The organism is Microbulbifer halophilus (genome assembly GCF_026183675.1).
Taxonomy (GTDB): Bacteria; Pseudomonadota; Gammaproteobacteria; order Pseudomonadales; family Cellvibrionaceae; genus Microbulbifer; species Microbulbifer halophilus.
This window is the reverse complement of sequence record NZ_JAPIVK010000029.1, coordinates 25565-42039: the sequence shown is the minus strand read 5'-3', so window position 1 is coordinate 42039 and position 16475 is coordinate 25565. Positions and strand designations below refer to the sequence as shown.

At 61.6% G+C, this 16475-nt stretch carries 10 protein-coding genes; 6 read left to right on the top strand and 4 right to left on the bottom strand.

Annotated elements, in window-relative coordinates; genetic code table 11:
* Positions 1-144 precede the first annotated feature (144 nt).
* Positions 145-597: a DUF6194 family protein gene (locus tag OQE62_RS14660; protein WP_265722795.1), complete on the top strand. Its 453-nt coding sequence runs from the start codon at positions 145-147 to the stop codon at positions 595-597.
* 115 nt (positions 598-712) lie between these two features.
* Here OQE62_RS14660 and OQE62_RS14655 read toward each other — a convergent pair whose 3' ends face one another.
* On the bottom strand, positions 713-1714 hold the full coding sequence (locus OQE62_RS14655; protein ID WP_265722794.1) for a cyclase family protein: 1002 nt from the start codon (positions 1712-1714) through the stop codon (positions 713-715).
* A 154-nt stretch (positions 1715-1868) separates the two neighbouring features.
* On the opposite strand from OQE62_RS14655, the gene OQE62_RS14650 reads away from it, so the two are divergent.
* Positions 1869-2786, top strand: a complete 918-nt coding sequence (locus OQE62_RS14650; protein WP_265722793.1) for a LysR family transcriptional regulator — start codon at positions 1869-1871, stop codon at positions 2784-2786.
* A gap of 31 nt (positions 2787-2817) precedes the next feature.
* On the opposite strand, the gene OQE62_RS14645 is transcribed toward OQE62_RS14650, so the two are convergent.
* On the bottom strand, positions 2818-5397 hold the full coding sequence (locus tag OQE62_RS14645; protein WP_265722792.1) for a glycoside hydrolase family 3 protein: 2580 nt from the start codon (positions 5395-5397) through the stop codon (positions 2818-2820).
* 319 nt (positions 5398-5716) lie between these two features.
* Here OQE62_RS14645 and OQE62_RS14640 point away from each other — a divergent pair, with 319 nt between their 5' ends.
* A complete protein-coding gene (locus OQE62_RS14640; protein WP_265722791.1) occupies positions 5717-6919 on the top strand; it encodes a helix-turn-helix domain-containing protein in 1203 nt (400 codons plus the stop codon).
* A gap of 40 nt (positions 6920-6959) precedes the next feature.
* Here the strand turns inward: OQE62_RS14640 and OQE62_RS14635 are convergent, their stop codons facing one another.
* Positions 6960-8411: a sugar porter family MFS transporter gene (locus OQE62_RS14635; protein WP_265722790.1), complete on the bottom strand. Its 1452-nt coding sequence runs from the start codon at positions 8409-8411 to the stop codon at positions 6960-6962.
* Between the two features lie 169 nt (positions 8412-8580).
* On the bottom strand, positions 8581-9480 hold the full coding sequence (locus OQE62_RS14630) for a DegV family protein (protein WP_265722789.1): 900 nt from the start codon (positions 9478-9480) through the stop codon (positions 8581-8583).
* A gap of 274 nt (positions 9481-9754) precedes the next feature.
* Between OQE62_RS14630 and OQE62_RS14625 the strand changes: the two genes are divergently transcribed.
* The 3 genes from OQE62_RS14625 (at position 9755) to tilS (ending at position 16344) form a co-directional block, all read left to right on the top strand.
* Positions 9755-11326: a cellulase family glycosylhydrolase gene (locus OQE62_RS14625; protein WP_265722788.1), complete on the top strand. Its 1572-nt coding sequence runs from the start codon at positions 9755-9757 to the stop codon at positions 11324-11326.
* Between the two features lie 327 nt (positions 11327-11653).
* Positions 11654-14683, top strand: a complete 3030-nt coding sequence (locus OQE62_RS14620) for a TonB-dependent receptor (RefSeq protein ID WP_265722787.1) — start codon at positions 11654-11656, stop codon at positions 14681-14683.
* Positions 14684-15036: 353 nt separating this feature from the next.
* On the top strand, positions 15037-16344 hold the full coding sequence (tilS, locus tag OQE62_RS14615) for a tRNA lysidine(34) synthetase TilS (protein ID WP_265722786.1): 1308 nt from the start codon (positions 15037-15039) through the stop codon (positions 16342-16344).
* Positions 16345-16475: the final 131 nt, after the last annotated feature.

Genomic DNA, 16475 nt, shown 5'->3' with positions numbered 1-16475 from the left:
GACTGTGAAGGTGTGTCGAGGAGCTGGTAGAGGGTTCCCCGCCGCCTGGACACTGCGTTTTTATACAGTATGCTTGAGGCGTAGACAAATCCCGGGAGCGACTGCGCAGCCACGCGGGCTGCAGGCAACAACAAGGAGCGACAAGTGCAGAAAGAGGAAATAGCGGACTACATCGTCGACCGGTATCAAGGGCTGGTGGCTGTGAACGCGTGGGGAGAGCAGTCATTCTTCTACAATCCGGAAGGAAAGCTCCCCTGGGGAGTGTATTTCGCAACACTCAAGGACAAGGATGGCGATAACGACAGGGCCTCGGGATTGGGTCGCACAGGCGTATTTCGCTTCAATTTCGGTATCAGCAAGCCATCCTACGAAAAAGCCCTGGGGGAAAGGCCGTCGAGACCTGTTGCTGGGGGCGTTGTGGATACCGGCCACGACTTCACGCGCTTGAACACGCTACTGCCCCACCCGGTATATGGCTGGATGTCGTGGGTCGGTATTCTCAATCCCGATCGGGAGGTATTCCGCGATTTGCAGCCCTTGCTGAATGAATCCTATGAACTGGTTGTCGGGAAATATCGCAAGCGGGTCAAGTCGTGACAGGTGGCTGATCCGCGGTTTCCGGGAGTCCAAACTGGACGTACTGTCCAACGAAATTACCCGGGGCAAGAAGCGGCGGCGCTGAATGGCAGATTTGGGCCCGGAAATCGTAGACTTAGTCCACCGGAATCGCGATGGGGCGCATCGGGCCGGCATCGGCACCGCGCAGTTTGAGCGACCCCCCGATAAAGGCGAACTCGTAAACCTTGTCCCGCGCCAGCGCCTCCATATTGACAACCTCCAGGATCGGCACTCCCTGTTGCGCCAGCAGGTAGGTATGTACCGGGATATAATTGCCTTCCACCTCTGATGGAAAAGCCTCGGGCGCGATATTGTCGGCACCGATAATCATGGCCTCGGCGTCTTCCGCCAGGAATTTCGCGGCACCCAGAGTGAGGCCCGGGTAGTTTTCCTGGTAGACAGCCGCATTGTCGTAGTTCTGCATACGCCCGGTGCGTACCAGTACCACGTCACCCTCCTCGAGGGTCATTTGCTGTTGCTTGAGCGCCTCCTTCAGGTCGCTTTCGGTAATGCGGTAATTGTCCGGCAATTGCGGCAGGTTCTTTGCGGTGGCGATATCGATCATTACGCCGCGGGCCACAATGGGCGGAATGGATTCCGCACCGGCGGCTGTCCAGCCTCGGTCCCCCTGGTACTGGTCAGCGCTGAAGCCGTTCCAGATTTTGCCGTTGAGACCGAAATGGTTGAGCGCATCTATGTGGGTACCACTGTGGGTGTACATGGATATGGCGCTGCCGCTGTAGCTGATGTGTTCGTTCATCGCCTCACCCATATCCATCGGGTCGGCAATCTGGTTGCCCCTGGGGGTATGGGTCATCCAGATCCGGTAGGGGGGATCGCCGGCGATATGTACGCCGGGCATGCCGATGTAGTATTCCACCGACAGGTCGTAGACCTTTCCGCTGCTGATCCTCGAGAGAATGCGAAACTGGGATTCCCTCGTCATCAGGTTGAGGCGCCCCCGTTCGTCCTCCGGACCCCAGGGGCTTTTCCCGACTTCGGTGCCGGTGTCCGCCGCCAGGAGAGGAGCAAACAGTGCACCGGCCAGAAGTAGGGCAGTGATTTTGAGTTGGCGGTAGTTGGAAATTTTTGACATGGTGACCTCGCTTCGTTTGACGGGATGAACCGGTTTGGTTATCGATTGAGGATCACTCTATCAGTTTATAAAAACGCAATAATCGTGGTAATTTTCAATTGACTATTAACAGTTCTTCAATAATCGATTTCCAGTCAGGGGCCGGAGCAGTATCATGGATAAGCTGGTTGCGTTGACGGTGTTTCGCCGTGTCGTCGAGTTGAATGGTTTCGCCGCCGCGGCGGAAACCCTGGGGTATTCCGCCGCGGCTGTCAGCAAGTATGTGCGTGCGCTGGAAGCTGAGCTGGGTGCGAGTTTGCTGAACCGGACCACGCGCCGGCTTTCTCTTACTGAGGCGGGCAAGGCCTACTACCAGAGCACCGTCGAAGTGCTGGAGAAACTGAATTCGATGGACGAGCAGGCCAGAGACCAGAGCCAGACGCCGCGCGGCCGGCTGAGGGTCAATGCGCCCATGTCTGTAGGAATAGAGCTGCTGGCACCGATAGTCAGCAGATTCCTGGAGGGTTACCCCGATATCCATATCGAACTGGCGCTGGATGATGCCCGGGTGGATATGGTGGATAAGGGGTTCGACCTGAGTATCAGCGGCGCCAGCAGTTTGAAGGACTCCAGTCTGATCGGCCGCAGGCTGAGTGATTTGCCGCGGGTGCTGTGCGCCAGTCCCCGCTATCTGGTCGGACAGCCGCCGCTACACCCGGAACAACTGGGCCAGCATCGGTGCCTGGTGTATTCGCTGGCGGAAGAGGCGACCCGCTGGCGTTTTACCAGCGGTGGGCGTTCTGAAACGGTGGATGTGACCGGTCGATTCGAAATCAACAACTCCATGGCCCTGTGTCGGGCGGCCGTCGCGGGGGAGGGAATAGCGCTGCTGCCCAGGTTTATTGCTGGCAACTACCTGAACTCGGGCGATCTGTTGCCGCTTCTGGAGGACTGGGAGCCGGAGCCCCGCTCGCTGTACCTCACCTATCCGCGGCACCGCGAAGGGACTCGGGCGCTGCGCTTACTAATCGATTTCCTACTGGACAGTTTCCGTTCTCTGAGCCCGACGGCTGCGGATTCTCCCCTGCCCTGATTGTTTTGCGTCAAAGACGGGGGTAGCGCCGTTAGCCCCGGCAGCGGATTTCTGCAGACTCCGCCGCGCCCGGCACATACTTGATATTCGCCACCGCCAGCGATAGCGGCCCCTCACTGGTCAGCGACAGGCCGTTGGAGATGCGCGAGAAGTCCGCGCCTTCCTCGGCGAAGCACTGCAGGTCGATGGACAGTTGCGACCAGTCGCCGGTCGGCAGCGACTGCAGCGGCTGCTGCAGCGGCAGTTCGCCGGCGCAGCCGTCCGCGCAGGCAATCCGGGCGGACACGGGTTGCTCGGGCAGCCGGTCCACGCGGATATCCAGGGTCAGCGCAGCCTCTTCCGCGATATAGCGGCTCAGGTCCTGGGGTTTCTGCGCGCTGAGTTGCACGCTGCCGCCACGCAGCCCCTTCCAGTCGATCTGGCGCGCGTCTTCCTGGGATTCCATATCGATGGAGGCCACGGTGATGTTGTTGTCGTCGCCGCTGCTGGCGCGGTTGCCGGTGACGGCGACGGGGTCGCGGCCGTTTTCGGCAATCATCAGCTGCCAGGGTGCGCGAGGGCGGGAGACCATCAGCCAGGCGTCTTCCAGCGCGCCGTCGGCGTAGGTCTCGCCGTCGTCGGGCAGGTTGTTGCTGATCTGGGTGCTGTCGCCGTAGTGCAGGCCGTAGCCATAGGTGAACAGCGGCTTGTAGTCTTCATCGCGGTGGTTGATGACCGTCTGGTGTACCAGGCGCGGCCAGGAGAAAGACAGGCGACCGGTGAAGTCGTACTGCTTTTTGCCGTCGGCGTCGGTGAGTATCACATCGGCGACGCCGGCGCCCTCGGAGCCCGGCAGCCAGGCGGCGACGAAGGCGTCGGATGCGTTCATTTCCTTGTTGACCCACAGCGGGCGGCCGGAGATGAAGATGCTGACCACCGGAATATCCTGTTCCTGCAGTTTCTGCAGCAGCTCCAGGTCCGTCTTGGTGCCCAGCTGGTACTCAAGGCTGGCCAGGTCGCCGTGCCATTCCGCGTAGGGATTCTCGCCGAAGACCACCACGGCCACGTCGGCCTCGCCGCCGTCGGCGAAGGTTGCCCCGGAGAAATCGCCGTTCTCGCTGAGTGCGGCTTCGCCGCCGGCGGTGGAGACAGCGCTTTTGATGCCGTCGTAAATGGAGGTGGCGCCGGGGAAGTCGGCATCGGTGTTGCCGGTGCCCTGCCAGGAGATGGTCCAGCCACCGCTCTGTTTGGCGATGTTGTCCGCCGCGTCGCCGGCCACCAGAATCTTCTGCTCCGGGTCCAGCGGCAGCAGTCCGCCGTTGTTTTTCAGCAGCACCAGGGATTTGCGCACCGCCTCGCGGGCAATGGCGCGGTGCTCGGCGCTGCCCATGATATCGGTGCGGCCAGCCAGCGGCTGGTTGCGCTCGAACAGGCCCGCGCGCAGTTTGACGCGCAGTATGCGGGTCACGGCGTCGTCCAGCCGCTCGGGAGAGATTTCGCCGCTCTTCGCCTGGGCCAGGGTGTTCTTGTACAGGGGTTTCCAGTCGGAGGGCGCCATGAACATGTCCAGACCGGCGTTGATGGACTGTGCGCAGCTCTCGACGGTGCAGCCCTCCACGAAGCGGTGGCCGTTCCAGTCGCCGACGACGAAGCCGTCGAAGCCGAGGCGCTCCTTGAGGATATCGGTGAGCAGGTACTCGTGGCCGTGCAGGCGCTTGCCGTTCCAGCTGTTGAAGGAGGCCATCACTGTCTGTACGCCGGCCTCCAGAGCACTGATATAGCCGGCGGCGTGGATCTCGGCCAGTTCCTTTTCGCTGGCCTTGGTGTCGCCGCGGTCGATGCCGCGTTCGGTGCCGCCGTCGCCGATAAAGTGTTTGGTGGCGGAGACCAGGTGTCGGCCGTCGAGGAAGGTGTCGCTGTCCTTTTCGCCCTGGATGCCCTCGACCATCTGTTCGGCGTACTGCCGGACGATGCGCGGGTCTTCCGAGTAGCTTTCGAAGGTGCGGCCCCAGCGGTCGTCGCGCACCACGGCGACGGTGGGGGCGAAGGTCCAGTTGACGCCGGTGACGGCCACCTCGCGCGCGGTGGCCTTGCCGATACGACGGATCAGCTCCGGGTCACGGGTGGCGCCGAGGCCGATATTGTGGGGAAACAGGGTCGCGCCGATCACGTTGTTGTGGCCGTGTACGGCGTCGCTGCCCCAGATCACCGGGATGGCCACGCCGCCGTCGGAGGTGTCCATGGAGGCCTCGTAGTAGGCGTCGGCCAGGGCCAGCCAGTCTTCCGGGGTGGCGAACTTGTCGTTGTCGGGGTAGGTACCGCCGCCGTTGAGGATGGAGCCCAGGTGGTATTTCTTGACATCTTCCGGGGTGACGTACTTGATCTCCGCCTGGATCAACTGTCCCACTTTTTCCTCGATGGTCATTCGGGACAGCAGATCGGCAATGCGCGCTTCCTGTTCCGGATCCCGGCGCAGGGCGGCCTGGAGCTCGGGCCAGGCGTCCGGATTGGCGGTTTCAGCGGCCGGTTGGGATTGCTGCTGTTCGGGGGACGGTGCATTGTCGCCGCCGCAGGCTGTCAGGGCGGCGCACAGTGCCAGGGTACGGGCCGCGCGGTAGTGTCTGTAGAACATGGCTACTCCAGGTGACTGATCGGAATCCGGGGCGTTTTGACCGCGCCCTCGTTTTTCTCGTTTCTCATTTCGCCTCTCTCCGTTCACCGGGCCGGGGGGAAGAGAAGCATAACAACGTACAGCCTATTCTGGTGGCCGCGGGGAGATGATTCGTCCTGATTCGCCCCGTTTCACAATGTTGTACGTTCGACTTTCGCCCGCGCGGGAAGTCTGACCGTTCTCACAAGGTGGAACTGTGTAAATATTGCGCGCTTGCGCCCCGCCGGCACCCGGATTAGTCTTTGCCGCACAACAATAAATCCCAGAGAAGACGAGAAGAATGGATATTCTGCTGTTCAATTTCCACGATGTAGTGCTGATGATGACGGCCTACCAGTGCACCCTGTTCGGGCTGTTGCTGCTGGTAATCCGGCGGGAGGGATATATCAGCAATGCACTGCTGGCGCTGTTCCTGTTTACCCAGGCGGCCATTCCGATGGATATCCTGATCAGTTTCGGGGCCGGCTTCCGCCAGTGGGCCATCCAGACCTCGCCCAATCTCTTCTATGTATTCGGCTTCGCCTACTGGCTGGAGGGGCCGCTGTTGCTCTGGTATGTGCGCTCGCTGATCTACCGCGACTATCGCCTGAAACGCTTCGACCTGGTTTACCTGGTGCCCTTCGTCGCCTATGCGCTGTTTGAATATGTTTCCTACTTCCGCTTCGATACCGAGACCAAAGTTGCCATGTTGCAGGGTTATACGCCCTACGACGAGACGCTGCTGAACCTGGTGATCGGCTTCGGGCGCGAGGTGTTGCGGCTGGTTTTCGGGGTACTCGCGCTGCTGGAAATCCGCAACTGCCGGCGGCAGATCCGCGACACCTACTCCAATATCGAGAAAATCGATTTCAAGTGGCTGCTGATACTGGTCTGGGGCTTCCTGGCGCTGCGCGGCTGGGCGGTGCTGGTCAACGTGGCCCTGACACTGTCTGCGCACCTGGAGGTCATGGTGGATTTCCGCATCATGGGGCTGGCCAGTAACTACACGGTATTCATCCTGATCAGCGCGATGATTTTCTTCAGCCTCAGTTACTCCTCAATGTTCGAGGGGCTGGACAGCCGAGAGTCGAAAGGCACCGCGGGGGAGGCCGAGGCGAGCGGCGAGAAGCCGGCGGTGGACCGCGGGCTGGTGGAGAAAATCACCCGTTACATGGGGGATGAGAAGCCCTACCTGGCCCCCACGCTGACACTGGAGCAGTTGTCCACTCAATTGGAAGTGCCCAAGAGGACTCTGTCGAATGTCATCAACCGCCACTTCGAACGCAACTTCTTCGAATTCATCAACCACTACCGCATCGAGGAGGCCAAGCGGCGCCTGGCCGACCCGGATCAGGCGGACCAGACGGTGATGGATATCATGCTGGATTCGGGCTTCAACACCAAGGCCACCTTCAATTCCTTTTTCAAGAAACTGGTGGGCATGACCCCCACCGAATTTCGCCACCGCAGCCTGCCGGAGAAGCCGGCTTCGGCGGCGGTGTAGGAGCCTGCTTGCAGGCGAAAAGTAGAGTAGGGTCCCGACCTCATCCCTTCATCTGCTCCAGCTCCAACCCCTTGGTCTCGTGCACCAGGTAGATGACGAAGGCGATGGAGAGGATCGCGAACAGGGTGTAGATGCCGTAGGCCCCGGCGAGGCCGATACCTGCCAGCATGATCGGGAAGGTCATGGTGATGCCGAAATTGGCACCCCACTGGGCCAGGCCGGATACCGCCAGGCCGGAGCCGCGGATCTGGTTCGGGAACATCTCGCCCAGCATGGTCCACATTGCCGGCCCCCAGGAGCCGTTGAAGAAAAATACGTAGGCGTTGGCGGCCACCAGTGCCAGCAGGCCCATGTTCTGCGATAGCTGCAGATTGCCGTCGGCGTCCATGGAGGCGCTGGTAAACGCGTAGGCCACGAGCCCCAGGGTGATGGCCATGCCGATGGAACCCACCAACAGCAGCGGTTTGCGGCCGATTTTGTCGATCAGTGCAATGGTCACCAGGCAGGCGCCGATACTCACGGCCCCGGAAATGATATTGATCAGCAGGGCGTCCGCCTCGGAGAAGCCCACCGCCTGCCAGAGTACGGCGCCGTAGTAGAAGACCACGTTGATGCCCACCAGTTGCTGGAAGGTGGCCAGCCCGATGCCCACCCAGACGATCTTGCGCACGCGGCCCAGCTTGTCCAGCAGGTCGCGCATGCGCGGACTGTGGTCATCGGCGACGGATTTGCGGATATCCGCGAGCTTGCCGCGCACGGCGTCGGCGCCGTAGAGCCTGCCCAGCACTTCCCCGGCCTTGTCGTCCTGCCTGGAAAGCACCAGGAAGCGCGGGCTCTCGGGAATCAGCAGCAGCGCCACGAAGAAAAGCGTGGCCGGGGCGATTTCCACCCAGAACATCCAGCGCCAGGCGCTGTGGCCCATCCACCAGTCGTTGACCGCGGAACCGGCCACCTGTGCCAGCCAGTAGTTGCTGACGAATGCGCAGAACAGCCCGGAAATGATCGCGATCTGGTTGATGGTGATCAGGCGCCCGCGCATTGCCGCCGGTGCCACTTCGCTGATATAGGCCGGCGACATGACACTGGCCGCACCCACGGCCAGGCCGCCGAGGATGCGGTAGAACACAAACTCCGCCGAGCCGGTGGCGACACCGGAGCCCCAGGCGCTGACGATAAAGAAGAGTGCGGAGAGCAGCAGCAACTTCTTGCGGCCCCAGCGATCCGCCAGGCGGCCGGCAAAGAAGGCGCCGACGGCGCAGCCCAGCAGCATCGAGGCCACATTGAAGCCGGTGCCGGCGGTATCGGAATTGAACGCCTGCTGCAGGCCGGTCACGGTGCCGTTGATCACACCGCTGTCGAACCCGAACAGGAAGCCGCCGATGGTGGCGACACCACAGATCAGGATGATAAAGGCCAGCGGAGGGGCGTCGGGGTGGCTCCCGGCCAGGGCGCCCGGGCCGGGGGTATCGGGAGTGGTCTCAGTCGCTTGCATGGATGACTTCCTGCGTCGTTCTTGTTTGTGCAGGCCGGGCCCTTCGCCCGGCGCAAAGCTGCCGGATTCGGCGGGAGGATAATGCGCGGGGCGGGGCCGGCGGATCGTCCTACTTTAAGAAAAATCGCAAAGTTGGACGGCGTCCGAATGTGCCACCTTTTCGCCGTACCTATTTCTTGGCGGGCAGCGCCAGGGTAATGGTGCCCGGTCCCAGGTTGGTTCCCCCGGACAGGCTCATCACCGACTGGTAAATCTTTACCCCGTACTGCCGCGCCACTGCTTCCAGGCCGGCAAATCCCCTGGCCCGGTTCAGTTCCTGCAGCGACCCGGCGACGCTCACCACCATCATGGGCACGCGCAGCCTGTCTTCGCGGATAGAATCCGCGGCCATCGCGAACAGGGTCTCGGTGCAGGTATCGAAACCGCGCAGGGTGTCGTGCACATCGCTGCCGTCCCGGTGCATATGCAGGATCGGGTGCAGGTCCAGGCGGCGGGCGAGGGTGGCCTTCAGCCAACTGATATGGTTCTCGTTCTTGCTGCGTGCGCGCTCGCGGAGGTAGTAGACATCCCGGATCGCGGCGTAGCCCTCGATACAGTGGGTAAACGCTTCGGCCCTGGCCGCCACCTCCGCCGCGGGAAGGCCCTTTGCGATCAGGGCCCGGCTGTAGATGGCCAGCAGGCCCTGGCCGGAGAAGACCGTATGGGAATCCACCGTATGGATTTCGCATCCCCCGGCATCGCTTCCCAGGTTGCGCACTGCCTCGCGGGTGTTGTCGATGGTGGGACTGTTGTTGCCGTTGATGGTCTGCACCACCAGCTCCCGGCGATCCTTCGCCAACTGTTCGCGCAGCACCCGCTCTATTTCGCCGGCGGATGCAGGGCCGGTGCTGATGTGGTGGGAGCGATCCACCAGGGAGGTGGCGTAAAAGTGACTCATCTGCGCGCGGTTGCGCTGATCGGCGAAGGTGTCCTTGCCCACGGTGATGGAGTGGGGCAGGACGGAAACGGCGTATTTGCGCAGGAATTCGTCCGGCAGATCGCAACCGGAATCGACGACTAGGTGAACCATAGCGGTCTATTTTTATACAGGGTTACAGAAGTGTGACCAATTTATCACCGGCCGGGCCGCTGCGACAGTCAAAAGGGTGACCGTGTATTCATCGGAATGCCGACTCCATCACGGAACCGGGCGGGATCTTCAACCTGACGCGGGAGACTCTTCTATATGATATTTATAATATAAATAGTATGGAGGGTTTTTGGGCACCCGCTAGCGGGTGTTGTGTTCAGCGGATGAAATCTCGCGGTAAAACAATAAAGCACACGATGAAGGGAGATTAGGGATGTTTCGGTTATTCAGTAAGTACATGCTGATGGGGTTGTTGTGTCTGTTGGTTCCTTCCGCCTTTGCGGCACAGGCCACCATGACTGTCAGTAACGATTGGGGCGGGGGCTTCCAGGGGGAAGTGACGGTGGCCAACGGCGGCAGTGCGGCTGTTTCCGGCTGGTCTGTCGAGTTCGATATGGCGGTGGAGATCGACAACCTGTGGAATGGCGTCGTGGTATCCCACATCGGGGATCACTATGTCATTGAGGATGCTGACTACAACGCGGAAATTCCGCCGGGGGGCGAGGTGAGCTTCGGCTTTACCGCCACGCCGGGCAATATGTCGCCGGTACCGGTGGCTGTGAACGGAGGCGATGGCGCGTCTTCGAGTTCCAGCTCTTCCAGTTCCTCCAGCTCGAGCAGCAGTTCAAGCTCGTCCTCCAGTTCCTCGGGCAGCAGTTCCGGCGGCCGTTTCCCTAATTACAATGTCAACCCGCTCCCGGCGGATAGGACCGGGATGAGCAGTAACGCAGTGGAGATCGCCAACGGTATCAACCTCGGCTTCAATATCGGCAATAGCCTGGAAGCGAGCGGCGGCGAAACCGCCTGGGGCAATCCGGTGATCAGCGAGGATTTTGTCCAGCTGCTCAAGCAGAGCGGTTTCAACGCGGTACGGCTGCCGGTTTCCTGGGATCAGTACGCCGACCAGGCCACCGCGGAGATCGACCTGAGCTGGCTGGCCAGGGTAAGGGAGGTCGTTCAATACTGCGTGGACAACGACCTCTACGTAATCGTCAATATCCACTGGGACGGTGGCTGGCTCGAGGAGAATGTGACCCCGGAGATGCAGTCGGAAAACAACGACAGGCAGAAGGCCTACTGGCAGCAGATTGCCAGCTATCTGCGCGACTTCGACGAGCGTGTGCTGTTTGCCAGCGCCAATGAGCCCAATGTGGACAGTGCCGAACAGATGGACGTCTTGATGTCCTACCACCAGACTTTCGTCGATGCCGTGCGGGAGACCGGTGGCAAGAACGCCTACCGGGTACTTGTCGTCCAGGGCCCCAATACGGATATCGACCGAACCAACGAGTTGATGACCGCAATTCCGGTGGATACGGTCGCGGACCGCATGATGGCGGAGATTCACTACTATACGCCGTGGCAGTTTGCCGGTATGACGGAAGATGCCGGCTGGGGCAATCAGTTCTTCTACTGGGGCGCGGGCAACCACTCCACCACGGATACGGACCACAACGCCACCTGGGGCGAGGAAGACGATATGGCGGCGCTCTTCTCGCTGATGGAAACACAGTTCGTCGACGAGGATATCCCGGTGATACTGGGCGAGTTCAGTGCCATACGCCGTACCGGGCAGCTTTCCGGTGAAGACCTTCAGTTGCACCTGCAGTCGCGGGCCGATTTCCACCGGATTGCCGTGGAGCAGGCAAAGGCCCATGGCCTGGTTCCCTTTTACTGGGATAACGGCGGCACCGGAAACTTTGCCTCCGGTATTTTCGACAGGGATGCGAATTCGGTCGCCGACCAGCAGACGCTGGATGCCCTGATAGAGGGGGCATCGGACTGAAAGAGGGCATTAAACTGGAAAAGCGGCGGCACTTCGGTGCCGCCGTTTTTTTAATGTAGGTTGAAAGAAGCCTCTGGGCCGATGACCCCGCTGGGTGGCCCGGGCCGGTTCGATCGCTCTGCTCGCCCGGTCATCTGTGACAGCTATTATCGATTAGTCATTTCCGACTAATGGTCCTTCCCCCGGATTGATGCACTCGATGCAAAAGCAGGCGCCAATAAATGTAACCGGTTTCCGTAACCGGTTACATTTATATGAATAATATGATTCAGTGTTGGTGAAAAAAAACGATAAACGACCTGTACTGGCGAAACTGAGAGAAGACCGATGAATAATAAACCACAAAAATGCCTGCTACCCGTCTGGGTGGCAGCATTGTCTCTGGGTGCCACAGCGGTAACGGGTGTCGCCCAGGATTCCGGAGAAGAAAAAGCGGCAATCGAATCCGGCGAGATACTGGAGGAAATTGAGGTAACGGGGATTCGCGGATCGCAGAAAAAGTCCGTGGATGTAAAACGCAACGCCGAGGTGATCGTCGATTCCATCGTTGCCGAAGATATCGGCAAACTGCCCGACGTCACCATCGCCGACTCCCTGCAGCGTGTCACCGGGGTGCAGATAGAGCGCACCGCCGGCGAGGGCACCAGCCTCAATGTGCGCGGCATGCCGCAGGTGCTGACCACACTGAACGGCGAGCAGTTTCTGAGCCCCTGGACCATCACCGATGTGGGCGCCAACTATTCCGATATTCCCGCCTCCATGATCGCCGGTGTGGATGTCTACAAGTCCCAGGGCGCAGCGCTGCCTGCCGGAGGCATATCCGGCGTGGTTGATCTCAAGACCCGCAACCCGCGCGGCCTGGAAGAGGGTTGGACCGCCGCCGCCAACGCCGAGGGATCCCGGGGCTCCATCACCGAGGACGACAACTACAACTTCAATACCTTTGTCGGCTACAACGGCGACCGCTTCGGTTTCACCCTGGGTGGTTTCAAATCCAACAGCAACTCTGCCAACTACCAGATCCAGGAGGATATGCGCCTCGGTTTCGTGAACCAGGGGGGCGACCCGCTGGATCTCAACGGCAACGGTGATCTGAACGATCGCTACCTGGTGCCGGGAGGTTACGGTGTAAAAGCCTATGTCATGGAGCGCGAGCGGGAGGGGTTTGCCGGCTCCTTCCAGTTCGATGTTTCCCAGAGCCTGTCGCTTTCCGCCGATGTCTTCTACACCAAAATGAATCAGTTCGACCGGGGTGTGGAAAGCCAGTTCAACGGTATGAACAACGACAACTATGACGTGCTGCGCCCGGGCACCATCACCCGGCGGGAAGCGGTGGTGCCGGCCCGGGGCGACACGCCCGAGCGGGTGATCAACTCGCTCCAGGTGGCGGTAGTGGAGGCACCGGATTTCCAGGCCACCACGCGCAGCCAGCAGAACCATACCGACGCCCTCAATACCAATATCGAGCTGAAGTTCGACAATGGCGGGCCCTTTACCGGTTCCGTGCGCTATGTGCGCGGTAAAGCGGACAAGACCTATGAAAACGCCATCTTCCAGCAGGGCACGCCCGAGTGGTACTGGGTGGACGAGGACGGCGATGGCATGGACGATCCGGTGGAACCTTTCTGGGTCACCGTGGATTACCGCGAGGACTATCCCACTTTCCAGTTCGATGACGATCTCTCCAGCATCGACCGCCTGAACCTGTTCCAGGGTTTTGGTGACGGTACCGAACAGGAGGCATCCCTGGACGTCTTCCGTGCCGATGGCAATTACGAGTTCGATATTGCCAGCTTTACCTCGGTGGATTTCGGTGTGCGCCACGGTCGCCGCGATGTGGAAAGCGAGCGCTTCATCTATATGACGCCCACCGGCTACTACTCTACCTGGAACGACCCCAGCGTGCCCGAGGAGCTCTGGTACCAGCCGTTGCCCGGAGACTATGCCTGGCAGCAGTACCCGGACTGGAACGATTTTGCCGGCAATGAGCAGTTGGGCATTGCGCCTTTCGACGAGCTGCGCGACATGCTGATTTCCTACAATGACTTCGGCCCCTTCAAGGGCTGGGGCGATGGCGTGGCGGCGCTGGACCCGAGGCGACTGGACGACGTAAACGGCTTTATGAATTTTCTCTACCCGGGTGCGAAACGTTTTGTCGATCCTTCGCAAGCCTACTCGGTAGTGGAAGATGAGACATCCGGTTATTTCCAGCTGAATTTTGCCAATGACCGGGGCCTGTTTGGTGTCCCCTTCGAAGGCAATTTCGGTGTGCGCGTGGCCGAGACGCGGCGCGAGGTGGTCAATGCCCTATACGACCAGCAGGCAGTGCCGGAGCAGGGCAACTATTACGGTGGCGGTTACCCGGCCACATACGGCGAGCCGCAGGGCTGGCAGATCATGTACAAAACCCTGGGAACCGAGACCACCAAAGCTTCCTTCACCGATGTATTGCCGTCGGGCAATATCAACTTCTTCCCGCGGGAAGACGTCATCGTCCGCCTCGGCTACGCCGAAACCATGTCCCGCAACGACCTGGTCAATGTGGGCGAGGGCGAATCCCTCTGGTACCAGGAATACCGCGTCTACACGCCGGACGGGGACCAGGAGGACGAGAACGGCGAGAAATACAAAATGGTGACCAGCCCGGGCGGCGGCAACGACCAGGGCAATCCCCACGTGGATCCGTGGCGGGCCAACAACTACAACCTCTCCACCGAGTGGTATTTCGGCGAGGGCGGTATTCTCGGCGCCGGCCTTTTCCTGATCGAAGTGGAAAGTGCCACCCAGACCCTGCAGGAGGCGCGCGCCTACCCGGATTCCGATGGGGTCGTACGCCGCACCGCCAATATCTGGACCACGAAAAACGTACCGGCTTCCAACCTCAAGGGTTTCGAGCTGGGCTACAAGCAGGCGCTGACCTTCCTGCCGGGTTTCCTCTCCGACACCGGCATCGAGGCCAACTACACCTTCTCCGATAACGACTCGGGTGCCGTGGACCTGGAGGGCAAGAGTTTTCCGCTCAACTCCAACTCCCGGCACCAGGCCAACCTGATCCTGTGGTACCAGGGCGAGCGGCTGAGCACCCGCGTCGCCTACAACTGGCGCAGCGATATCTTCCAGGGCCGGGCCGGCCTGAATACCAACGAGGCGCCCATCAGCCTGGGCAACTGGGTGGAGCCGGCCGGTTACCTGGATGCGTCCATCAACTACGACCTGCTCGACAACCTGACGGTCTACCTGCAGGGCACCAACCTCACCGAGACCAACTATCGCAACTACGCGCAATTCGAGAGCCAGCTCCGCTCCATCAACGTGCAGGAGCGCCGCCTGGCGCTGGGGGTTCGTATGCGGCTGTAGGAGCCTGTTTGATATCCCCCGGAGGTCGAGTTCTGTGCAGGGCCGGCTGGGGTATCGTTTTCCGGGACACGCCGTGTATCCATCCCTGGAGGCTTGTCTGCGAGGTCCCTCTCGCAGACAGTCCCGGAAAACGATACCCCATCCGGCCTTTCCGGGATTTGTGCAAGATTCCAAACAGGCTCCAAGAGATTTCTTGAACTTTTTGCCGTCCTGGCCCGAAGCTCCCCGCCCCGGCAGCCGAAACGAGACCCCGAAACTTGAATTCTGCGGCCGCCTGCCCGGCGCCCTCTTTGGGCGGCCCGGTGTGCGGCAGGTATACTGCCGCCTCGAGTGGCTGCTGTGTTGGAATGGGTGTGAGCGGATTGCTGACCGAGATCGTCGAAGGCGTACTGGCGCGTTACCCCTGTGCGGGCGAGCGCTGGATCGCCTATTCCGGCGGCCTGGATTCCACCGCGCTACTGCATCTGCTCGCCGATGCCGGCCTCCCCCTGCGCGCCGTTCATATCCACCACGGCCTGGCGGCCGAGGCGGACGCCTGGCAGGCGCACTGCCAGCGGACCGCCAGCGCCCTGGACATTCCCCTGACAGCGGTGCGCGTGTCCGTCGACCCCCGCGACGGCGGCCTGGAACAGGCCGCGCGCCGCGCCCGCTACGGGGCCTTCCAAGAGATACTGCAGCCCGGCGACCAGTTGCTGCTGGCCCAGCACGGCGACGACCAGGTGGAGACTTTCCTGCTGCGACTGCTACGCGGTGCCGGTGCCCCGGGCCTCGCCGCCATGGCCGAGAGCCGGCCGCTGGGGGCGGGCAGCCTGTTGCGGCCGCTGCTCGGTGTCGGCCGCGGGGAACTGGAAGACTACGCCCGCGAGCGCGGGCTTCACTGGATCGAGGACCCGAGCAACGACGACCAGCGCCTGGAGCGCAACTACCTGCGCGCGCGGGTACTGCCACCGTTGCGCAAACGCTGGCCGGTGCGCGAGCGGGTGGTGCGGGCCGCCGATAACCTGGGCGAGGCCGCGTCGCTGCTGCGCGATCTGGGCGAGGCGGACCTGTCGGCCTGTGATCGGCGCCGCGAACGCTTCGGTGAGAGTGTCGACCTGGACAAACTGCAGCGGTTGTCCCGGCGGCGCCGCAAAAACCTGCTGCGCAACTGGCTGGCCGGGCTCGGCGGCGGGGCTCCCGAGGCCCCGCATCTGGAGGAGGCACTGGACCAGCTTGCCGGCGCGGCCTCGGACAGCGTGCCGGCAGTGCGGATCGGCAGCCGGGTGCTGCGCCGTTTTCGCAATCGCGCCCACCTGACACCACAATTGCCTGCGGAGCCGGCGGGCGGAGGCTGGACCTGGCGCGGCGACACGCCGCTGGATCTCGGCGGCGGCTGGACACTGGCGCCCGGCCCGGACTGGCCGGCCGGGGACTACCGGGTCCGCTTTCGCCGCGGTGGCGAGCGGGCCGGGCCGGTGCAGCGCGGACATTCCCAGTCCCTGAAAAAACTGCTGCAGGAATGGGCACTGGAGCCTTGGTTGCGGGACCGTGTGCCGCTGGTATTCCGCGCCGGCGAGCCGGATCGGCCGCTGGCGGTGGGCGACCTGTTTGTCTGCGAGAAAGACTTTCCGGGCACCCTGGAATGGTGTCACCCGGAGCCGGGCAGTGCGATTCGAGATTGAGCAAAAAAGGGCTTTCTGGTAGTCTGGCGTCCCATCTCAAGGCACCGGGAAGGGCAGGAACGATCTCCGGCAAGACTCGCCCGGGCCAGCCCCGCACCCCGATTCCATCGGGCATTCAACTGACCAAGGTT

Coding starts and splice junctions, on each gene's coding strand:
- OQE62_RS14655 (WP_265722794.1), bottom strand. CDS start 1,714: ATGTCAAAAATTTCCAACTACCGCCAACTCAAAATCACTGCCCTACTT.
- OQE62_RS14650 (WP_265722793.1), top strand. CDS start 1,869: ATGGATAAGCTGGTTGCGTTGACGGTGTTTCGCCGTGTCGTCGAGTTG.
- OQE62_RS14645 (WP_265722792.1), bottom strand. CDS start 5,397: ATGTTCTACAGACACTACCGCGCGGCCCGTACCCTGGCACTGTGCGCC.
- OQE62_RS14640 (WP_265722791.1), top strand. CDS start 5,717: ATGGATATTCTGCTGTTCAATTTCCACGATGTAGTGCTGATGATGACG.
- OQE62_RS14635 (WP_265722790.1), bottom strand. CDS start 8,411: ATGCAAGCGACTGAGACCACTCCCGATACCCCCGGCCCGGGCGCCCTG.
- OQE62_RS14630 (WP_265722789.1), bottom strand. CDS start 9,480: ATGGTTCACCTAGTCGTCGATTCCGGTTGCGATCTGCCGGACGAATTC.
- OQE62_RS14625 (WP_265722788.1), top strand. CDS start 9,755: ATGTTTCGGTTATTCAGTAAGTACATGCTGATGGGGTTGTTGTGTCTG.
- OQE62_RS14620 (WP_265722787.1), top strand. CDS start 11,654: ATGAATAATAAACCACAAAAATGCCTGCTACCCGTCTGGGTGGCAGCA.